This is a genomic window from Sinosporangium siamense, assembly GCF_016863435.1.
GTDB classification, from domain to species: Bacteria; Actinomycetota; Actinomycetes; order Streptosporangiales; family Streptosporangiaceae; genus Sinosporangium; species Sinosporangium siamense.
On record NZ_BOOW01000022.1, the window covers coordinates 80962 to 99221 of the forward strand.

Sequence of the window (18260 nt, forward strand, 5' to 3'; positions counted from 1 at the left end):
CGATGGCGCGGCGGCGGGAGTGCGCTCCCCGCCGAGCGAGGGAGAGTACGGAACATCTCGCATGGCCGGTGAGCACGGATCATCCCGCCTCGCCGTTCCTCTCGGCGAACGAGATCTCGGTTTCCCGCTCACCTTCGTGGTCGAAGGGCATGACGAACCGCCGCGGCCAGCTCAGCACGGTCTCCACCCACCCGGCGCCCATGGTCTGCGCCACGTGCCGGGTCCGGCCGGCCGGTTCGACGCCGAGGGCGACGGTCATGATGTCTTCCTGCACCATCTCGTGCTCGTCGTCGCCGAGGATGACCCGCCACGCGACGACGCGGTTGCGTTCGATCTCCATGGACAGCGGGTGGTGGCGCAGGGCACGGGCGCGGTGACCGAGAAGCTCGACGTGGTCGTCGGCGGTGGCCACGCCCGGCACCGGCCGGCGGGGGTGGGGCCGTCCGGCGGCGTCGGTGCCGAACAGCGGATAGTCGAGGGTCGGCGCCGGGCTGCGCAGATCGGGGGCGGGGTGACCGAAGGGGAAGAGTTTGTCCACTTCGTGCAGCCACCGCACCTGCGGGATCACCCACGAGGGGCCGAGCCGGTCACCCGCCTGCGGCCCCTCGCCGCCGGGGTCGAGCAGCGCCGCCGCGGTCGCGGTGGCCTTCTGGGTGAGCAACGACGGATCGAACCACGTGCGCAGGGACCAGGCGCGGCGGGTCACCGCACGCTCGGTGAGGGTGGCGAGCAGGCATTCGCGCCGCCTGGTGGGCGGCTCCGCCCAGAGCTCGGCGAGCGCGCGGGGCACGCCGGGCAGGCTGCGGTTGGTGCAGAAGGCGAGCACGACGGTGTCGGTCCAGATGCGTAACCACGCCCACTCGGGCGCGTCGGCGAGGAGGTCGGCCTCGCGGAGCTCGAAGAGGGTGCACGCCTTGCCGTCGCGGCATTCGGCGCCGCACCCGGCCGAGCGGCGGCCCCGGATCGGCGGGATCGGCCCGAGCCCCGGCCGCTCGCGCCCCTCCCCCAGCGGCACACGCACACGCAGCGGCCGGTCCATGCCGTCGGCGAACACCGCGGCGACACCCGGCTGGAGGGAGACGACCTGGCGCGACTGCTCCTCACTGAGGTTCATGGCCGCGCCGACCAGGTGCCTGTCGTCCTCGGCGGGCAGGCGGTGCACCACTTTGAGGGCCGTGTTCTTGACCACGTCGGACACGAGCTTGGTGGGGATCTGCTCGGCGACGACGATGCCTTCGCCGTATGCCCGGATCTCGGCGAGCATGCCGGCCAGCAGCTCGACGGCGTGAGTGGAGGCGCGCCCGGCGCCGCGGTCGCGGAGGAGGCGGTGGGCCTCCTCGATGACGATCACGTGCTGGAGGCCGGTCGACCGCTCTTGGCGGGCTCGCATGCGCAGGTGCTCGACGATGCGGATGATGAGCGTGCCCATGAGGAACGCCTTGTCCTCGTCGTTGGCGACGTCCTCGATGGCGAGCACCACGTTGCGCTGGAGCAGGCCGCCGATGTCGGCGGGGTGGCCGCCTTCGAAGAAGCGCCCGGCGGAGCCGACGCGCAGCGAGCGCAGGCGCAGGGAGATGAAGCCCTCGACGTCGGCCTGGACCTCCCTGCCGTAGCCGATCTCCTTGATCACGTCCATGGCCTGGGCCTGGAGCTGCTCCAGCGTGGGAACGGCGGGGCCGACGCCCGCACCGGGGACGCCGCCGCCGGTCACGACGTCCCAGCCGTTGGCCTCGTAGACGCGTTGCAGGGACAACGACATGATCTGCGGGAAGGGCTCCTCGGCGTCGAAGGCCGCCATGAACAGCGCCCGGACCATGTCGATGTGCGCCTGCACGGGGTAGCCGGGCTCGGGTTCGAGGGGGTTGACGCTGAAGGGCACGTTGTCGGGCGCCGACGGGTTGATCACGGTCAGCGGGGCGAGATGCTCGATCCGCCCGGCCATGGCGGCGTATTCGGATTTGGCGGGCTCGATGGCAAGCCAGGGAATGCCGGCGGCGGTGAGCTGTTCGAGCATGTGACGCACGGTCTGCGACTTGCCGGAGCCCGTCGCCCCGGTGACGAACGCGTGCCGGTTGAGGGAGGCGAGGGGCACGCGGAACGTTCCGACCTCGCGGTCCTGCCCGTCGACGATGGCGCCGAGATCGACGACCTCGTCGGTGGAGACGTCGGCCTCGGAGGTGACGTCGAAGTAACCCGCGTCGAGCACCCGCACACCCGGCACCTCACGGCGGGGCAGCCCCGCGAGCGCGGCCAGCGCCCCCGCGGTCGCGGCGAACGGCGAAGCCGGGCCTTCGGACGGCTCTTTCAACGTGATGGCTAGCGCCTCGGCCAGGCCGTAGACGCGCTCGGTGCGCTCGCCGCCGTTCGCGCGCAGGCCGGACAGGGCGGTGCCGAGGCGGTAGGGGTGGTGGCTCATCTCCACCGACCCCACCAGCACGGGGGCGATCTGCCGGAGCTCGTCGAGGTTGGCCGCCCCGGCCAGCACGCGCACGTTCCACAACCCGGCCTCGCGGAAGGCGTCGAGCTCCTGCATGCGGCGCTCGGCCCGCTCGGCGTTGAAGCGCGACCTCTCGGAGGCCTCGCCGTACAGCCGGAGGACGTCGAGCTGGGTGCGCAACTCGGCCACCTCGGCGTCGAGCAGGTCGGTGGGCTCGGCCACCACCATCCACGCGAAGGGGCGCGACATCAGCGTGACGAGGGTCGACTCGAACAGCGTGGGCCGGGTGAGCTCGTCGGGGTCGGACTCGCGGCGGCCGGCGAGCGGCGGGGCCTGGCGGCCGGGGCACGGGGTCCAGACGAGGTCGGCGAGGTCGGCGAGCCATTCGTCGCCGACGGGGACGCCGCGCGCCCCGCCGGGGAACAGCAGCGGCTGGGGGCCGGCGGGCCGGGTGTCGAGGGCGGGAGCGGCCGAGCGGCGCGGCGGGCGGGGCGGGGTCAGCGGCCCCGCGTTGGTGATGAGCTCGAGCGGGGCGCCGGCGCCCCGCGACAACCAGCCGATGACGAACGCCCGGTCGCGCTGGGCGGAGGAGAGCACGGCGGGCAGCACCGTCACGAAGTCCCACTCGGCGGACGAGCTGCGCGAGGGCGCGGTGACCGCCTGAACGCGGAACCACGGCCCGCGCAGAGCCGAGGGCGGACTGGGCGCTCCCGGGGGCACACTTGGCTGCATTGGACTCCCGCCATCGATCGGGGACAGCTCCGGCCCCCGGACTACGATCTTGCGACGATCAAGCTCTCACACGCCTCTTGGTTGTCCCATTACTCAGACTCATGACATCGGCACCACCGTCGTGGTCGAACGAATCCGGCAGATGCCCTCATCTCCGTCTGCGCCAGTCGAGGCGGGGCGGCGGCGGGCCCAGGTTGGGCGGCGGCGGGTCGTCGTCGTCAAGGCGGTGGTCGAGCCGGTCGTCGAATCCATCGTCGAGCCGGTCGGCCGGCCTGTCGTCGTACAGGTCGTCGTGCCGGTCGTCGGCGCGCTCATCCAACCGGTCCTCCAGCACATCGCCGATCACTTCGTCCGCCGGGGCGCGTGTCTCAGTGGCGGGCATCTCGGGCGCGGCGGGCGGCGGCACGGGCGGGGTGGGCGCCGACTTCGAGACACGCTCATGCCGGCGGGTGACCGGGCGTTCGGGCTCCGGCGGGACGGTGGGGATCTGCGGGACGTCGGTGACGTCCTCGAACTCCGCGAGGGTGGTCTTGGGGAAGGCGAGGATCGCCGGGTTGGCGTCGGCGAGGCGGACGCGGCGGCCACTGGCGGTGGCGTCCGTGACGATCACGGAGGTGGTGGGGAGCTGCTGCAATTGGTGGGGTTCGACGAGGAACTCCCGCGACCGCTGGAGCACCCGCTCCGTCTCCTCGATCTTGGTCGAGGTGCGGCCCCATTCGGTGGATTCGGTGATGTCCTCCTTCAGATCCGCCGGGTCGACGTCGCGCTCGTCGCCGCCGTCCTCTGCCAGGCCGATGGTGGAGGTGTAGTCCGCCGACAGGCCGCCCGCGACGGACGCGCCGATGGTCTCGGTGAGCTGGGCCAGCTCCAGCCGGTGCTCGGTGCCGACGTGCTCGCTCGCCACGCGGGCGTCCTCGGCGTTGCCGAGGCGCATGAATGCGACCGCCGCGTGGCCGCGGCCGAGCCGCTCCCGCACGGTCGGGGTGAGCGAGCGGTAGGTGAGCACGAGCCCGGTGCGGGAGGTCTCGCAGGCGTCCATGAGGCGGTCAAGGACGTCGCCGCGTAGTTTGTCGGCGCCCGCGACGATGAGCGTGTGATACCAGGGCCGCCCGGCGGTGGGCGACTGGCGAAGGATGTGGGTGAGGGCGGTGGCGACATATGTGCCGAGCACCCGGTTGCCGAAGACCCCGGCCTGGCGGTCCATCGAGACCACGCGCAAACGGGCCGGCGGCAGCCGTACCGCCTCCGAGCCGAGCGTCTCCAGCTTGCGCAGCTGCGATTCGAGCGCCCAGGCGCGCTCGATCACCACGCGGTCGCTGACGCCGCGGCCGAACAGCGTGCCGATGCGCTCGAACTGCTCCGGGGTCAGCAGGCCGGAGCCGAGGTCCCGGCGCGGGTCGCCGACCTGCGCGAGTGCCCGCAGGGCCGCGGTGACCTGGTTGATGGTCGCGTTCTCCCCCAGCACCTCGAGGACCCGCTCCAGGATGGCGTTGTCGAAGGAGAGGTCCCGGGTCGTACGGTGCTCCTCGCTGACGCTCACCACGTGCGCGAGCACGTCCGCGAAGGCCTCGGGGGCGAGGGTCGCGCCGAGGTCCAGCCGCGGCAGGTCGGTGGGCAGCACCCAGACCAGCGGATCGTCGCCGCCCCGCCGCGCGAGCTCGATCAGGTCGCTGGCGATCGCGCCCTCGGACAGGTCGAGCACGGTGAGGTGGCCGCCGCTGTAGAGGCGGGTGGCCCCGATCAGGGTCACGAGGGCCGACCAGCCGGGAATCGTGCCGCCGGCGACGTCGATGCGGTCGATCTCGTCCGGGACGGCCACGGCGTACCAGCTCAGTTGCCGGTCGAAGCGCTCCTTGCGGCGCTGCCACTCGCGGTAGCGCTGGGCGTGCTCCTCCTGGGCCTGGTAGAGCTCGCGGTCGCGCACCTCGCGCTTGCGGTCGACCTGGGCCTGGCGCTCGCGCATGCGGTAGCGGAGGGCGAGATCGCCCTGGCGGATGGCGAAACTGCAAATCATCGCGACGCCCGCCGCCGCGACGAGGCCGATGATGGCGAAAGCCCAGGTCAGGCTGCCCATAATGGCGAGGATGAGAATGAGAAGGGCGACGACCGCGACGAATCCGCGGAAGACCTTCACGGGGCGGTTGAGGAGTTGCTCCTGCATGTGGGCACGGCGGGCCCACTCGGGATCGGCGCTTTCCGCAGGGGTCTCACCCGGGGACGGCCGCTTGGGCGGCGGGCCCGGGTCAGGGTATGGCAAGACATACTGCCAGCCCAGGTAGATGCGGTCCGCCTGGAGCTGCGCATGCTCGGGACGCACGTCCGCCACCGGCCCTCCGCCGCATTAGCCACTCCGCCTCCGTGACAGCGTAAGAGGTACACCTCCCATTCGGGCAGAGTTCTGACCAACTAGCCAGATTTCTCAGCGATCAAAGAGCTCGGGACCTACTTCGAGGATCAATGCGGCGGATGGTGGCACCCATACCCATTACCATCCCTTTACATGACGTCTTCGAGGTAGAGGACCGCATGAGCAGCGAACATGACAGGACGGGCGCGTGGTCCCGACCGGCCGCCGCAGACTCCTCCTGGTTCACCCCTTCCCCTAGAAGACAGCCTCGGCCCGACACCCTGGTCTGGCCACCCCCGGATCGCCCCGAGGCCAACGATCCGTCGACGGTGCCGATACCCGCGGTGACGTCTGACGGAAGACCCCGGCAGAAGGTGCCTCCCCCGGCGCAGGCCCCCTCACCCCATCAGGCCCGTCCGCCGCACGAGGACCAGGAGCCGCACCGGGCACCGCCCCGGTTGCCGCCCCCGCGACCGCCGATGCCGCCGGACGCGATCATCACCGTCGAGCCCGCCGAGCCCGCCGAAGAACCGGTCGACATGCGCTCGGCGTCCACCCAGCCGTTCGAGGTGGCCTCGGCTCACGCCGCCCGGGACACCTCCAGCACCGGCCCCCTGGCGATCCCTCAGCGCGCCGGAGGCGGCTCCAGGAGGCGCGGAAGGGGTGGGAGCCCTACCACCGCCATTCTGATCCTCCTGGGGCTTCTCATCGTCCTGGCGATCGGGGTGGCGGTGTGGTTCGTCTTCGGCTAGGGGCCCAGGACGACGAGAAGGCCGGCGCCCCCCTAAGGGGACGCCGGCCTTCACCGGTGCCGATCAGGCCCGCTCGATCGATGCGATCAGACGGCGACCTGAAGCTGCGAGACCTCGCCGAGGCGGGCCTCCACGTTGATGTCCTTGGTGACACCGCCACCCGCGATGATGCGGACGGTCCAGTCGCCGGGGGCCGCGAAGAAGCGGAAGACGCCCTCGTCGGACACGACGACCTCGCCGGTGAACTCACCGGCGCCGTCCAGCAGGCGGGCGTAAGCGGTGCCGGCGCCGGTCACCACACCCTGGATCACGGCCTGGGTGGAAAGATCGACCCCGGCCGGAAGCGCGACAGTCTGCTCCGGAGCAGCGCAACCCTGAGCACTCATCAGCGAGCCTCTCCCAACTCGATCGGCACGCCCACGAGCGAGCCGTATTCGGTCCACGATCCGTCGTAGTTCTTCACATTGGCCTGGCCGAGCAGCTCGTGCAGCACGAACCACGTGTGCGCCGAGCGCTCGCCGATGCGGCAGTAGGCGATGGTGTCCTTGCCGAAGTCGACACCGGCCTCGGAGTAGATCTTCTTGAGCTCTTCGTCGGACTTGAAGGTGCCGTCGTCGTTGGCCGCCTTCGACCACGGGATGTTGCGGGCCGTCGGCACGTGGCCCGCGCGCTGCGCCTGCTCCTGCGGCAGGTGAGCGGGGGCGAGCAGCTTGCCGGTGAACTCGTCGGGCGAGCGCACGTCGACGAGGTTGAGCTTGCCGATGGCCTGCACCGTGTCGTCGCGGAAGGCGCGGATCGCGAGATCCTGGTCCTTGGCGGTGTAGGTGGTGGCGGGGCGCTCCACGACGTCCTTGACCAGCTCGCGGGAGTCGAGCTCCCACTTCTTGCGGCCGCCGTCGAGAAGGCGCACGTCGCCGTGGCCGTAAAGCTTGAAGTACCAGTAGGCGTAGGAGGCGAACCAGTTGTTGTTGCCCCCGTAGAGCACCACGATGTCGTCGTTGGCGATGCCGCGAGCCGACAGCAGCGCCTCGAAGCCGGCCTTGTCGACGAAGTCGCGGCGGACCGGGTCCTGGAGGTCCTGCCTCCAGTCGATCTTCACGGCGCCACGGATGTGGCCCTTGTCATAGGCACTGGTGTCCTCGTCGACCTCGACAAGAACGACACCAGCGGTGTCGAGGTTGGCCTCGACCCAGTCGGCATCCACCAGGACGGCGGAGCGGCTCATGAGAATCCTCCGGTTATCGGATTGCGGTGGGCAGTGAACGGCGATTGGTCAGATACGTTTCGCAGCCGGGGCGGGTGCCGACGGCGGCGGTCGGAAGGGCGGCTGCCGACGCGCGCGGTGCGCGGGCGGCGGAGTCTCCTTGAAGTACCCGACGAGACCTGCGCCTTGGGAAGACCAGGCCCACCGCCTTCGCGAAACACGGCGGCTTCGCGAGCCCCGTCTCCGCGCGCCCGGCGGCGTCGCGGCGAGGGGACCGTAAGGCGAGAGATCGGAGATGCTCGGCAGGAAGACGGAGTCGTGGGCGGTGATGGCCACGCGGGCCCGGACCTGGTGGGCCGGGGTGTGCGATCGTCACCGCCGCTGAACGGCTGGGGCCTCTGGGATCAACCTGCATCGCGGGATGCTCCTGAAGGGGACTTGTCGAAGATGCGGCTCAAAGCCGCACGGATCGCCCTTTAGGAAGCGCGACAGAGCGCGGTGGCGACGCGGCAGAAATCAACCGCGCGCCGCTTGGTGAGCAGCTCTGTCCAGGGATTCATGGCCATGAGACTACATGGCGTCTCGCCGTCTGTCACATCCTGTCCGCTTAGTGAGACATAAAATTCTGGCCACTGAGACGGTTTCCCGTCCACTTTAGGGGTGATTTGTCCCCGGTGCCCCATACCTGTCGAGACTGCCGGGTTCCCGGGCAGCGTCGCTCGGGGCCCTGGCGGACCGCCCGGTTCGCAAGCGGCCCAAACTGTGATCTGCCGGGTCACCGGGGGACGCCGCCTCAGCGCGGGACGGCCACCAGCCTCAGCGCGGCACGGACACCAGCAGGCCGTCGGCCCCGTGGATCTCGAAGCGCGTGATCGACTCCGGCGTGATCGACGTGGCCCCCTGATAGACACCCTTGTCCGCGTTCTTCACCACCCAGGACCCCGCCGTCTCGGACTTCCCGTCCGCGCCGACCACGATCAGGCGGCCCCGCTCCCCTGCCGCCACCCCGGCGAGCGACACGGCGATGTCGGCCCCCCTCGGCGTGGGAGAGGCGCGTACGGTGACCCGCACGTCGCCCGACCGCCCCGACCTGACCAGTTCGCCGGGCACCCCGGCGGCGTCCGCCGCCCTCTCCTGCAGGGGCGCCGGTGTGGCCGCGGCCGTCTGCGGGCCCCTGGCCGACTTCTCGGCGGTCTCAGGCGGACCGCCCGACCCGGCGCCCGGCGGTTCCGTGAACGCCTTCTGGGCGTTCTCGGCGTCCCGCGGCGCCGTGGCCGCCTCGCTCTCCGCGTCCTGCGCCCGGTTGTGCGCATAGGCCTCCGCGGACGAGGGGGCCGACAACACGGCGGGCGCGTCCGAGGAAGCCGTCTGGGTGGAGGTCTGCGACCCCATGACCGCCCAGACCGCGCCGCCGCCCGCGAGCAGCACCACGGAGGCCGCCAGCGACAGCAGCGCCCGCGACCTGCGCCGGCGGGCCGCACGCGCGCTCAGCAGCCGCTCGAGCACGGCCGCCGGCGGGCTCGCCACCTGCGCCACGTCGTGCTCGGACACCCGCCCGACCCGGGCCAGCAAGTCGGAGACCCCGGCGAGCTCGTCGAACTCGGCCGCGCACGCCTCACACTCGGCCAGATGCGCCTCGACCAGCACGGCCTCGTCGGGCTCAAGTGCGCCAAGGACATGCGCGCCGAGCGACAGCCGTACCTCCTCGCAGGTCATCATGGCGCGAGCCCCCGCTCCTCCAGTGCAAGCTTCAGCGCGCGTAGCGCGTAGTAGGTGCGCGACTTGACCGTGCCGGGTGGAATGCCAAGCGCGTCGGAGGTCTCCCTGACCGAACGCCCCTGGTAGTAAACGTGCATGAGCACCTCTCGGTGCTCCGGTCGCAGCGCGGCGATGGCCTCGGCCACCGCCCAGGACTCGACGGCCCGCTCCAGTTCGTCGTCGGCGGGCATCACGGCCAGAGCCTCGTCGCCGGTCTCCTGCGGGCGCGACCTGCGCGCGCGGTGCTGGTCGAAGACGAGGTTCCTGGCGACGGTGAAGAGCCAGGCCCGGATCGGCTTGCCGGCCAGCGCGTCTGGATGACGCCAGGCCCGCAGCAGCGTCTCCTGCACCACGTCCTCCGCTCGTCCGGTGTCACCCGTCAGTCGCAACACGTAACCGTAGAGAGGCCCGGCATGGTCGTCGAAGAGCGCCTTGATCAGTTGCTCGTCGGCGGTTCCTGCTGGGCTCACATCCTCACGACGTAACTCCCGACGCAGCGGTTCAGCCCCTTCCAGGGAATCTCTCACCTGCTCGCCAGATCTCTATCGAAAGTCCCGGCTACCCGCGCAGCGCCACGTCTTCGGCCTCGCCGCTGACGCGCAGGCCCTCGGGCACCGAGCGCACGTCGGTGAGCCGCAGGCCGAGCGGCAGGTCACGCACGGGGACGTCATAGGTGAGGGACCTGGTCACGTTCTCCGGCACGGGGATGCCCCCGGCGAGGGTCACGTCCTCCGGCGACAGCCGTATACCGCCCTTGATCACCTGGAACTTCATGAACGCCTTGACCGGCACCTTCACGTTGGCGATGACCACATCGCCCGAGGCGCTCAGGCGGTCGCCCTCGCCCTTGATCTCGATGCCGCTGGGGGCGCGTGCTTTGAGCGTGTCGTGGCTGATCACGACGCTGCCGACCACCCTGTCGGCGCGGATCTTGTCCCGCCCGACGTTCTGGATCAGGGCCAGGAGGGGCGCGTCGACGCCGTAGAGGGTCGCCTCGACCTCCTTGAGGCGGACCCCGCGCTGGGTCATGGGGCCGGTCTTGAGCTTGATCTCGTCGTAGCGGCCGGAGACGGCCTGGGTGAGGAACGGGATGCCCTCGATGGTCACCTCGGGCTCGCCCCTGAGGTTGTAGGAGGCGGCGATCTGCCGCGCGATCTCGCTCTGAGCGCCCGACACGGCGACGCGGTCGACCACGGCGAGCGCGATGGCGAGCAGGATCAGGCCTACGATCAGCTTGCGCATCGGGCTCCTTCGGGGGGAATGCCTCCGCGTACCTTATCTGTCACGTACAAATGCCCGAGCCGACGCGGCCTGAATCACCGCGCGCCCTCCGGCGCACGGGCCTCACCCTCCGGCATACGGCGGTAGCACCTCGATCGCGGCGCCCTCCTGGAGCACCATCGCGGCGGGATCGCGGGTGCCCACAGGCGCGCCGTCGATCAGCAGCGACGACAGGCCGACCACACGGGCGAGGTCGGCGCGGCCGCGGGTGGCCTCGCCCAGCAGCTCCGCGAGCGTCGCCGCCTCGAACACCTCCTCGGCGGTGCCGGCCGCGGATCTGGCCGCCGCCCAGTAGCGAATGGTCACTTTGGGCATGTGGGAGTTCACCAATCCTCACGTCACGCTTCGTTGGGAAGTGCGGACCTGCTTACATGGAAGCAACAGCCGGTGCGTGTTTATCGTGCGGCCACTCACCGGTCCCGTAATTCAGGTGGGTTATCCTCAGCTATACGGGACCTGGGCGACGTAGCCCCCGGGTCCTTTACGTGTTTGTAGGACCTTATGTGTTTCACGGCCTGCGCCATCCGGAAGGGGGCCGATGTGAGTGAGCGTACCTACCCGGCCATGGCGTCCATGACGGCAGCGGCCAGTGGGGTGACCGAATGAGCAACCTGCTACTCCTCACCAATGCCCTCGAGCCCTCCTTCGAGGTGCTCCCGGCGCTCGGACTTCTGTTGCACTCGGTCAGGGTCGCCCCCGCCGAGGCCTCGGCGTTGATCGACGCGCCACCCGCCGACGCCGTGATAGTCGATGCCCGCAAGGAGTTGGCCCAGGCCAGGAGCCTGTGCAGGTTGATGCGCACCACCGGCATCGACTGCCCGCTCATGGTCATCGTGACCGAGGGCGGCCTGGCCGCGATGACGGCCGAGTGGGGCGTGGACGACGTGCTGCTGGACACCGCGGGCCCGGCCGAGGTGGAGGCCCGGCTGCGCATGGCCCTCGGCCGGCTCTCCAGCTCCCAGGTCGAGGACACGCCGGACGAGATCCGCAGCGGCGACCTGTCGATCGACGAGGCCACCTACACCGCGAGACTGCGCAAGCGCGTGCTCGACCTGACCTTCAAGGAGTTCGAGCTGCTCAAATACCTGGCCCAGCACCCGGGAAGGGTGTTCACGCGCGCTCAGCTGCTGCAAGAGGTGTGGGGCTACGACTACTTCGGCGGCACCCGCACGGTCGACGTGCATGTGCGGCGGCTGCGGGCCAAGCTCGGGCCCGAGAACGAAGCCCTCATCGGCACGGTGCGCAACGTGGGCTACCGGTTCGTCCCCGACCGGGGCGAGCAGAGCGACGACCGCCACACGGCCCCCTCACACCGCTAGAGCGCGGACGGGCCCGCCCTCTCCCGGGAGCGGACCCATCCTCTGCTCTCCTATCCGGCCACGGTGATGCGGTCGACCGCGGGCGGCCCCACCGGCGACCTCGCGCCGATATAGGCCACCAGCGCGTCGATGTCCAGCGGCCCGCTCCACAGGTCGGTGCCCTGGGTGAAGACCGAGAAGCCGTCACCCCCGCCGACCAGGAAGTTGTTGGCGGCCACCCGGATCTGCTGCGTCTCGGTCACCGGCTGCCCGTTGATCGCGATGTTCGACACGCGCGATCCAAGGGGGAGTGCGCGGTTGATCGTGTACGTCAGGGAGGCCGAGGGCGCCAGAATCCTGTTGACCTGGAACTGCTGCTCAAGCAGCGCGTCGAGCTGCGCGCCGGTCAAGGTCACGACCTGCGTCAAGTTGTTGAACGGCTGCACCGTGAAGACCTCGCCATACGTCACCACGCCGTCGGGGGCGTAGGTGAAGTCGGCGCGCACACCGCCGGGGTTCATCAGGGCGATCTCGGCGTTCCCGCCGGTCTTCGCGGCCTCAAGCTGGGCGTCGGCGATCAGGTTGCCGAGCTGCGACTCGCCGGAGGGGGCGGGCGCGCGGGTGATGTCGGCGCTGATGTTGCCGACCGGCCGGTTCGCGACCGGGGTCACGCGGTCCTTCCAGGTCTGGACGAAGTTCACGATCTGCGGGTCCGGGGTCACCGTACGGGTCACCACGTGGTTGTCCGCCACGACGCTCTCGCGCACGATGTCGCGGCTGCGGGTGTTCACCTGGAAATCGACCTGCGTGATCACCCGGCCGAAGGAGCCGCCCTGGCTGTAGAGGCGGTTGCGGCCCGCAGGGTCGGGCAGCTGGCAGAGGTATGCCTGGTGGGAGTGTCCGCTCAGCACCATGTCGATCTCGGGGTCGACCTGGGTGGCGATGCGGTTGCCCTCACCCGGTACGGCACTGCACGCGTCGGGCGACTGATTCGGGGTGACCTGGTCGCCTTCGTGGACCAGGACGACCTGAGCCTTGACTCCCACCAGCTTGAGCAGCTTCGAGGCGACGTTGGCGGCTTTGACCTCGTCGATGAAGCGGAGATCCTTGATGCCCTCGGACGTCACGATCGACGGTGTGGTCTTGGTCACCAGGCCGATGAAGCCGATCGGCACGCCGTTCTTCCAGCGGATGCTGACCGGGGGCAGGGCCGGGATGCCGTAGTCGCGGAGCAACTGCCGCACCAGGGTGGTCTGCCGGCTCGGGGCGTCCTTCAACTGGTCGAGAGCGGTCTTCTCGGCGTTCGCGCCGGGCTGCTTGAACAGGACGTTGGCCCCGATGTAGTCGTAGTCCGCGCCCTTCCACTCGCCCGCGGGAGAGCAGCCGTCGACGGGGTGGCATCCGCCGTACATGATGCGCTTGAGCTCGGAGTAGCCCTCGTCGAACTCGTGGTTGCCGACGGCGGCCACGGTGACCCCGACCTTGCCGAGGAACTCCACGGACGGCTCGTCGTGGTAGGCCGCTGAGATCAGCGGGGTGGCGCCGATCAGGTCGCCCTGGGCGACCTTCAGGGTGTTGGCGTCGTCGAGGCGGTCGAGGTGGGCGGCGAGGTAGGCGGCTCCGCCGGCCTCGACCGTCGCTCCGTGCTCGTCGACCATGCGGCCCGCCGACCCGGTCGGGGGTTCCAGGTGGCCGTGGAAGTCGTTCAGGGACAGCAGTCGGACGGGAACCGTCCGGGGGGCCTTCTGGCCGGCGTCGGCGGGTCCGGTGGTGAGGGCGAGGGCGCTCGCGACCACCGCTCCGGACAACACGACCCGGAGCAAAGAACGTGACGTCATGACCCCCGACACTAGATTGAGGATCTACCTCGGTAATGCCCGAGAGATAACGATTCATCTGATGATCAGATGGCGTTTTCTGCTATTTGAAGGATTCTCGCATCCGCTGCCAGGCGACAGACCCCCCGTAACCCGCACGTCAGACGCAGATCAGGCAGCATAGGGTCTTCCACTATGAACGTGCACGTGAAGACCAGAGGGCGGCTCGGCGACGACGAGGTGACCGCGGTGCTGTCGCTGGTCGAGGCCGCGACCGAAAGCGACGGAGTACGACCGCTCAACGAGCATGTCATGTTGCACCTGAGGTACGGCGGCGAGGAACGGGCCAAGGCCGTGCTCGTCTACGACGGTCCCACGCTGGTGGGATTCGCCCACCTCGACCCCACCGACCCCGTCGAGGGCCCCAGCGGCGAACTCGTGATCGCCCCCGCGCACCGCCGGCGCGGCCACGGCCACAGGTTGCTGTCCTCCCTCCTCGACCTGGCCGGCGGACGCCTGCGGCTCTGGGCCCACGGCGACCACCCTGGCGCGGCCCGCCTGGCCGCCGCCCACGGCCTCACCCGCGCCCGTTCCCTGTGGCAGATGAGACGCTCCCTGTTCGCCCCTCTCGACACCCCGGCCATCCCCCCGGGCGTACGGGTCCGCACATTCGTCCCCGGGCAGGACGAGGACGAGTGGATCGCGCTCAACGCGCGGGCCTTCGCCTCCCACCCCGAACAGGGCGCGTGGCTCCGCCCCGACCTCGAACGCCGCGAACAGGAATCCTGGTTCGACCCCGCCGGTTTCTTCCTCGCCGAGCGCGAAGGGAAACTCGTCGGTTTCCACTGGACCAAGACCCACGGCGACGGCGAACACGCCCACGACCCCATCGGCGAGGTTTACGTCGTCGGCGTCGACCCCGCGGAACAGGGCACCGGCCTCGGCCGCGCCCTCACCCTCGCCGGCCTCGCCCACCTGCGCTCACGCGGCCTCGGCAACGTCTTGCTTTATGTGGACGAGGAGAACGCCGCCGCGGTCCGGCTGTATGAATCCCTCGGTTTCGCCCGGTGGGACACCGACGTGATGTACACCCGCGGATAAACGCGTACGGCAGAGCCTGCGTGACACGGGCCCCGCCGGCTGCCCTCCTGCCGGGCGACGGATAAACGCCTACGGCGGACCCCAGGTGACACGACCACCCCCGGCTGCCCTCCTGCCGGACCACGGATAAACGCGTACGGCGGAGCCCAGGTGACTCGGGCTCCGCCGTACGGTTCGTTTGTGGGGATCCTTGGAGCGCTTATGAGCGGGGTCCATAGCGTGGGCACGATCCCACGTGGCCTCCACCCGCCTCGTGCGCCTCGGTCGTGACTATTCCAAGATCCAGTGGAAGAGGTAGTAGGTCAGCACGGCGACGAGCGCGGACGCGGGAATCGTGAGGATCCACGCGAACACAATGTTGCCCGCCACGCCCCATCGCACGGCCGACAGGCGCTTCGTCGCGCCCACGCCCATGATGGCGCTCGTGATGGTGTGAGTGGTCGAGATGGGGGCGCCGAAACCGATGGCGGCGCCGTAAAGCACCGTCGCCGCCGCCGATTCTGCGGCGAAACCCTGCGGCGGATCCAGCGCGATGATGCGCCGCCCCAGAGTCCTCATGATCCGCCAGCCGCCCGCGTAGGTGCCGAGGGAAATCGCGGCCGCCGCCGCGAGGATCACCCACTGCGGAATGGGATCGGTGGGGCCGGCGAAACCGCCGACCACCAGGGCCAGAAAGATCACACCCATGGTCTTCTGCGCGTCCTGCAGGCCGTGCCCCAGCGCCATCGCCGCGGCCGACACCGTCTGCGCGTAGCGGAACCCGCGGTTCGCCGGTCCCGGCTGTGATTTGCGGAAGATCCAATAGATTGCGATCATGATCGCCCCGGCCAGCGAGAAGCCCACCAGCGGAGACAGGATCATCGGGATAACGACCTTTTCCACGACCCCGTCCCAGTGGACTGTCGTGGACGCCGCGATGGCGGCACCCATCAGACCACCGATCAGCGCGTGGCTGCTGGAGGAGGGAAGGCCGAAGTACCAGGTGACCATATTCCAGGTGATCGCGCCGACCAGACCGGCGCCCACGATGATGAGACCGTGAGAGCCGTCCGGGGGATCGATGATCCCCTTACCGACGGTCTGCGCGACCTGTGTGCCCAGGTGGGCACCGATGAAGTTCATGGCAGCCGCCATGAACAGTGCGGCGCGAGGGGTCAGCGCACGAGTCGAGACCGAGGTCGCGATCGCGTTCGCGGCGTCATGGAAACCGTTGGTGTAGTCAAAGACCAACGCCACGACGATGACGCCGATGACGAGTGCGAGCTCCACTTAGCTTTCCTTGACCGCAATCGACTCGATCGTGTTCGCCACGTGCTCGAAGCCGTCGGCGGCCATTTCAAGCTGCTCGATGATGTCCTTCATCTTCATGACGGTCAGCGCGTCGTACTCACCGCCGAAGAGCCTCGCGAGCAACCGGCGGTAAACCTGGTCGGCCTGATTCTCCAACCGGTTGATCTCGATCCAGTACTCGGTGAGATTCTTCATCGACCGGAGCCTCGGCATCGCCTCGGCGGTCAACTCGGCCGCGCGTTCCAGCACCTCGACCTGGCGAACGACCTCCTTCGGGAGGTGCTCGACCTGATACAGGACGATCATGTCGGCCGCGGCCTCCATGTAGTCCATGACGTCATCCAGGTTCGAGGCAAGGCGATAAATGTCCTCGCGATCGAACGGTGTGATGAAACTCTCGTTCAGGCGATTCATGATCGCATGGGTCCGCTCGTCGCCCGCGTGCTCGCACGCGCGCATCTTTTCGGCGAGAGCCTCCCTGTCCGACCCATCACTGATGATCTCCACCAGCAGCCGTGACGCAGTCACGAGGTTGTTCGCGGAGTAAGCGAACAATTCGTAGTAGCTGTCCTCACGGGGCGTGAGACGCAGGCGCACGTCGTACTCCAGATGTGCGGGGATAGTCCGCAGAGAAGGGTACGGGTTACCAGCGGAAATGCGAACTTCACCCTCCGATCTCCTGGATGTCACCCTCTCTTCTCGCTGTCACTACCCTGCCGTGGTGCGCCGATACCGGCCGCGCCACCCCCGGGAAAAAGCCTTGATCGCCGCTTTGCCGGTCGAGGATGCGCACGTCAGAGTGGCTTTTGACACACAGTGAGGTGAGGTGACCCACTCTGACCGGTATGCACCCGCCTAGATGATCGTCCGATGAAAGTTAAGGAACGACCGCGACGGCGTCGGGCCACGCTGCCCTTGGTAGCGAGAGCCGTACTTGGCCGCGCCGTACGGGTGCTCGGCCGGCGAACTCAGCCTGAACATGCAGAGCTGCCCGATCTTCATCCCCGGCCAGAGCTTGATCGGCAGCGTCGCCACGTTGGAGAGCTCCAATGTGACATGTCCCTCAAAACCGGGATCGATGAACCCGGCCGTCGAATGCGTCAGCAGCCCCAACCGCCCCAGACTGGACTTCCCCTCCAGCCGCGACGCGATGTCATCGGGAAGCCGGATGACCTCATAGGTCGACGCCAGCACGAACTCCCCCGGATGCAGGATGAACGGCTCATCCCCCTCCGGCTCCACCATCCTTGTCAGATCGGGCTGCTCGACCGACGGATCGATGTGGGGGTAGCGGTGGTTCTCGAACACCCGAAAGAAACGATCAAGGCGCACATCCACACTGGACGGCTGGACCATCCCCACATCAAACGGATCAAGCCCTACCCGCCCAGCTTTGATCTCAGCGAGGATGTCACGATCGGAAAGCAGCACGTGACGCAACCTACCAACCCCGCAGCCCCACCGCCGACCCGAACTCCAATCCCACAGCCCTGCCGGTTTCCGCTACAGTAGTGGTCGACCGAGCCTCCGGGGTCGGCCGATGCGGGTGTAGTTCAATGGCAGAACATCAGCTTCCCAAGCTGACAGCGCGGGTTCGATTCCCGTCACCCGCTCCAGCGCTTACTCAACATGAAGAGCCAGGTCAGGGATGGTCACCCAACCTGGCTTTTTTGCAATTGGACAGGGTAACGAGGGGTCAGTCACGGTCACTCACGACCGGGTTTCCGCCCAGCTCGGAGCCCTCACGTGCCGCGATCCTTCCAGTTCCCAAGCTGACAGCGCGGGTTCGATTCCCGTCACCCGCTCCACGCGCGAAGGCCCAGGTCAGGATGCTGATCTAGACTCGCACCTTGGTCATTTTTAGGGCCCTTTCCATGTTCCGTCGCGAGCGTTCTAACAGGCGGCACATACTGGTGGAGATGAAGTCAGCCAGCGGCGCGCCCCGTCGCCACCTGCCCACAAGTCCCTTCAAGCCCCCGCCCCCCGCCCCACCTGCCGAGCGATTCAGCGTGAACGACCAAGTGACCCATGATCGGTATGGTCTCGGCGTCGTCGTCGCTGTAGAAGACGAGATCGCCGTGGTCGTCGATTTCGGATCACGGCAGGAACGAATCACTACACCGTTCAACAAGCTGTACAAACTCTGAGACCGCTGTCACACGGGAAAGCACACAGCGCGAGCACATCCACGCCGACGTCTAGCTCGGCCGAGCCGACGTCCACAGGACCGTGTGGAGACGGTC

Annotated in this window: 17 protein-coding genes and 1 tRNA gene; 5 read left to right on the forward strand and 13 right to left on the reverse strand. The window is 68.9% G+C overall.

The features are described 5' to 3' along the window. Positions 1–79 precede the first annotated feature (79 nt). Positions 80–3157, reverse strand: coding sequence for an ATP-binding protein (locus tag Ssi02_RS17660; protein WP_239128996.1), 3078 nt, complete (start codon positions 3155–3157; stop codon positions 80–82). A 160-nt stretch (positions 3158–3317) separates the two neighbouring features. Further along, the gene (locus Ssi02_RS17665; RefSeq protein WP_239128997.1) at positions 3318–5495 is read right to left on the reverse strand and encodes a hypothetical protein; all 2178 of its coding nucleotides are present in this window, start codon (positions 5493–5495) and stop codon (positions 3318–3320) included. Positions 5496–5860: 365 nt separating this feature from the next. On the opposite strand from Ssi02_RS17665, the gene Ssi02_RS17670 reads away from it, so the two are divergent. Continuing rightward, positions 5861–6268, forward strand: a complete 408-nt coding sequence (locus tag Ssi02_RS17670) for a hypothetical protein (RefSeq protein ID WP_204026805.1) — start codon at positions 5861–5863, stop codon at positions 6266–6268. Between the two features lie 86 nt (positions 6269–6354). Here the strand turns inward: Ssi02_RS17670 and Ssi02_RS17675 are convergent, their stop codons facing one another. From Ssi02_RS17675 to Ssi02_RS17700, 7 genes are all read right to left on the reverse strand, one after another. Next, positions 6355–6654 carry a DUF1416 domain-containing protein gene (locus Ssi02_RS17675; RefSeq protein ID WP_204026807.1) on the reverse strand — a complete coding sequence of 100 codons (300 nt, stop codon included), beginning with the start codon at positions 6652–6654 and terminating at the stop codon, positions 6355–6357. Continuing rightward, positions 6654–7493: a sulfurtransferase gene (locus Ssi02_RS17680; protein ID WP_204026809.1), complete on the reverse strand. Its 840-nt coding sequence runs from the start codon at positions 7491–7493 to the stop codon at positions 6654–6656. The genes Ssi02_RS17675 and Ssi02_RS17680 overlap by 1 nt, the downstream gene beginning before the upstream one ends. Before the next feature lie 455 nt (positions 7494–7948). Continuing rightward, positions 7949–8155, reverse strand: a complete 207-nt coding sequence (locus tag Ssi02_RS39815; RefSeq protein WP_373870158.1) for a putative leader peptide — start codon at positions 8153–8155, stop codon at positions 7949–7951. Positions 8156–8288: 133 nt separating this feature from the next. Continuing rightward, positions 8289–9191 (reverse strand): anti-sigma factor family protein, encoded by a 903-nt coding sequence (locus Ssi02_RS17685; RefSeq protein WP_204026811.1) that lies wholly within the window; start codon positions 9189–9191, stop codon positions 8289–8291. Further along, the gene (locus Ssi02_RS17690; RefSeq protein ID WP_204026813.1) at positions 9188–9700 is read right to left on the reverse strand and encodes a sigma-70 family RNA polymerase sigma factor; all 513 of its coding nucleotides are present in this window, start codon (positions 9698–9700) and stop codon (positions 9188–9190) included. The genes Ssi02_RS17685 and Ssi02_RS17690 overlap by 4 nt, the downstream gene beginning before the upstream one ends. 88 nt (positions 9701–9788) lie before the next feature. Continuing rightward, positions 9789–10472 carry an LmeA family phospholipid-binding protein gene (locus Ssi02_RS17695; protein ID WP_204026815.1) on the reverse strand — a complete coding sequence of 228 codons (684 nt, stop codon included), beginning with the start codon at positions 10470–10472 and terminating at the stop codon, positions 9789–9791. Positions 10473–10574: 102 nt separating this feature from the next. Next, positions 10575–10826 carry a ubiquitin family protein gene (locus tag Ssi02_RS17700; protein ID WP_204026817.1) on the reverse strand — a complete coding sequence of 84 codons (252 nt, stop codon included), beginning with the start codon at positions 10824–10826 and terminating at the stop codon, positions 10575–10577. A 287-nt stretch (positions 10827–11113) separates the two neighbouring features. On the opposite strand from Ssi02_RS17700, the gene Ssi02_RS17705 reads away from it, so the two are divergent. Next, positions 11114–11830, forward strand: a complete 717-nt coding sequence (locus Ssi02_RS17705) for a winged helix-turn-helix transcriptional regulator (RefSeq protein ID WP_204026818.1) — start codon at positions 11114–11116, stop codon at positions 11828–11830. A 50-nt stretch (positions 11831–11880) separates the two neighbouring features. On the opposite strand, the gene Ssi02_RS17710 is transcribed toward Ssi02_RS17705, so the two are convergent. Further along, complete coding sequence (locus tag Ssi02_RS17710; protein WP_204026819.1) at positions 11881–13647, reverse strand: bifunctional metallophosphatase/5'-nucleotidase; 1767 nt, start codon at positions 13645–13647, stop codon at positions 11881–11883. 174 nt (positions 13648–13821) lie between these two features. Here Ssi02_RS17710 and mshD point away from each other — a divergent pair, with 174 nt between their 5' ends. Next, positions 13822–14727 (forward strand): mycothiol synthase, encoded by a 906-nt coding sequence (mshD, locus tag Ssi02_RS17715; RefSeq protein ID WP_204026820.1) that lies wholly within the window; start codon positions 13822–13824, stop codon positions 14725–14727. A gap of 270 nt (positions 14728–14997) precedes the next feature. Here the strand turns inward: mshD and Ssi02_RS17720 are convergent, their stop codons facing one another. The 3 genes from Ssi02_RS17720 to dcd form a co-directional block, all read right to left on the reverse strand. After that, positions 14998–15996: an inorganic phosphate transporter gene (locus Ssi02_RS17720; RefSeq protein ID WP_204026821.1), complete on the reverse strand. Its 999-nt coding sequence runs from the start codon at positions 15994–15996 to the stop codon at positions 14998–15000. Next, the gene (locus Ssi02_RS17725) at positions 15997–16614 is read right to left on the reverse strand and encodes a DUF47 domain-containing protein (RefSeq protein WP_204026822.1); all 618 of its coding nucleotides are present in this window, start codon (positions 16612–16614) and stop codon (positions 15997–15999) included. Positions 16615–16872: 258 nt separating this feature from the next. Next, entirely contained in the window at positions 16873–17448 is a 576-nt protein-coding gene (dcd, locus tag Ssi02_RS17730; protein WP_204026823.1) for a dCTP deaminase, read from the reverse strand. Between the two features lie 111 nt (positions 17449–17559). Between dcd and Ssi02_RS17735 the strand changes: the two genes are divergently transcribed. Next, a tRNA-Gly gene (locus tag Ssi02_RS17735) sits at positions 17560–17633 on the forward strand. A 393-nt stretch (positions 17634–18026) separates the two neighbouring features. Further along, positions 18027–18164 carry a hypothetical protein gene (locus tag Ssi02_RS38770; protein WP_239128998.1) on the forward strand — a complete coding sequence of 46 codons (138 nt, stop codon included), beginning with the start codon at positions 18027–18029 and terminating at the stop codon, positions 18162–18164. Positions 18165–18260 lie beyond the last annotated feature (96 nt).

Excerpts from the sequence above, each read along its gene's own strand:
- Ssi02_RS17675 (WP_204026807.1), bottom strand. The coding sequence starts at position 6,654 with ATGAGTGCTCAGGGTTGCGCTGCTCCGGAGCAGACTGTCGCGCTTCCG.
- Ssi02_RS17680 (WP_204026809.1), bottom strand. The coding sequence starts at position 7,493 with ATGAGCCGCTCCGCCGTCCTGGTGGATGCCGACTGGGTCGAGGCCAAC.
- Ssi02_RS39815 (WP_373870158.1), bottom strand. The coding sequence starts at position 8,155 with ATGGGGCACCGGGGACAAATCACCCCTAAAGTGGACGGGAAACCGTCT.
- Ssi02_RS17685 (WP_204026811.1), bottom strand. The coding sequence starts at position 9,191 with ATGATGACCTGCGAGGAGGTACGGCTGTCGCTCGGCGCGCATGTCCTT.
- Ssi02_RS17695 (WP_204026815.1), bottom strand. The coding sequence starts at position 10,472 with ATGCGCAAGCTGATCGTAGGCCTGATCCTGCTCGCCATCGCGCTCGCC.
- Ssi02_RS17700 (WP_204026817.1), bottom strand. The coding sequence starts at position 10,826 with ATGCCCAAAGTGACCATTCGCTACTGGGCGGCGGCCAGATCCGCGGCC.
- Ssi02_RS17705 (WP_204026818.1), top strand. The coding sequence starts at position 11,114 with ATGAGCAACCTGCTACTCCTCACCAATGCCCTCGAGCCCTCCTTCGAG.
- Ssi02_RS17710 (WP_204026819.1), bottom strand. The coding sequence starts at position 13,647 with ATGACGTCACGTTCTTTGCTCCGGGTCGTGTTGTCCGGAGCGGTGGTC.
- mshD (WP_204026820.1), top strand. The coding sequence starts at position 13,822 with ATGAACGTGCACGTGAAGACCAGAGGGCGGCTCGGCGACGACGAGGTG.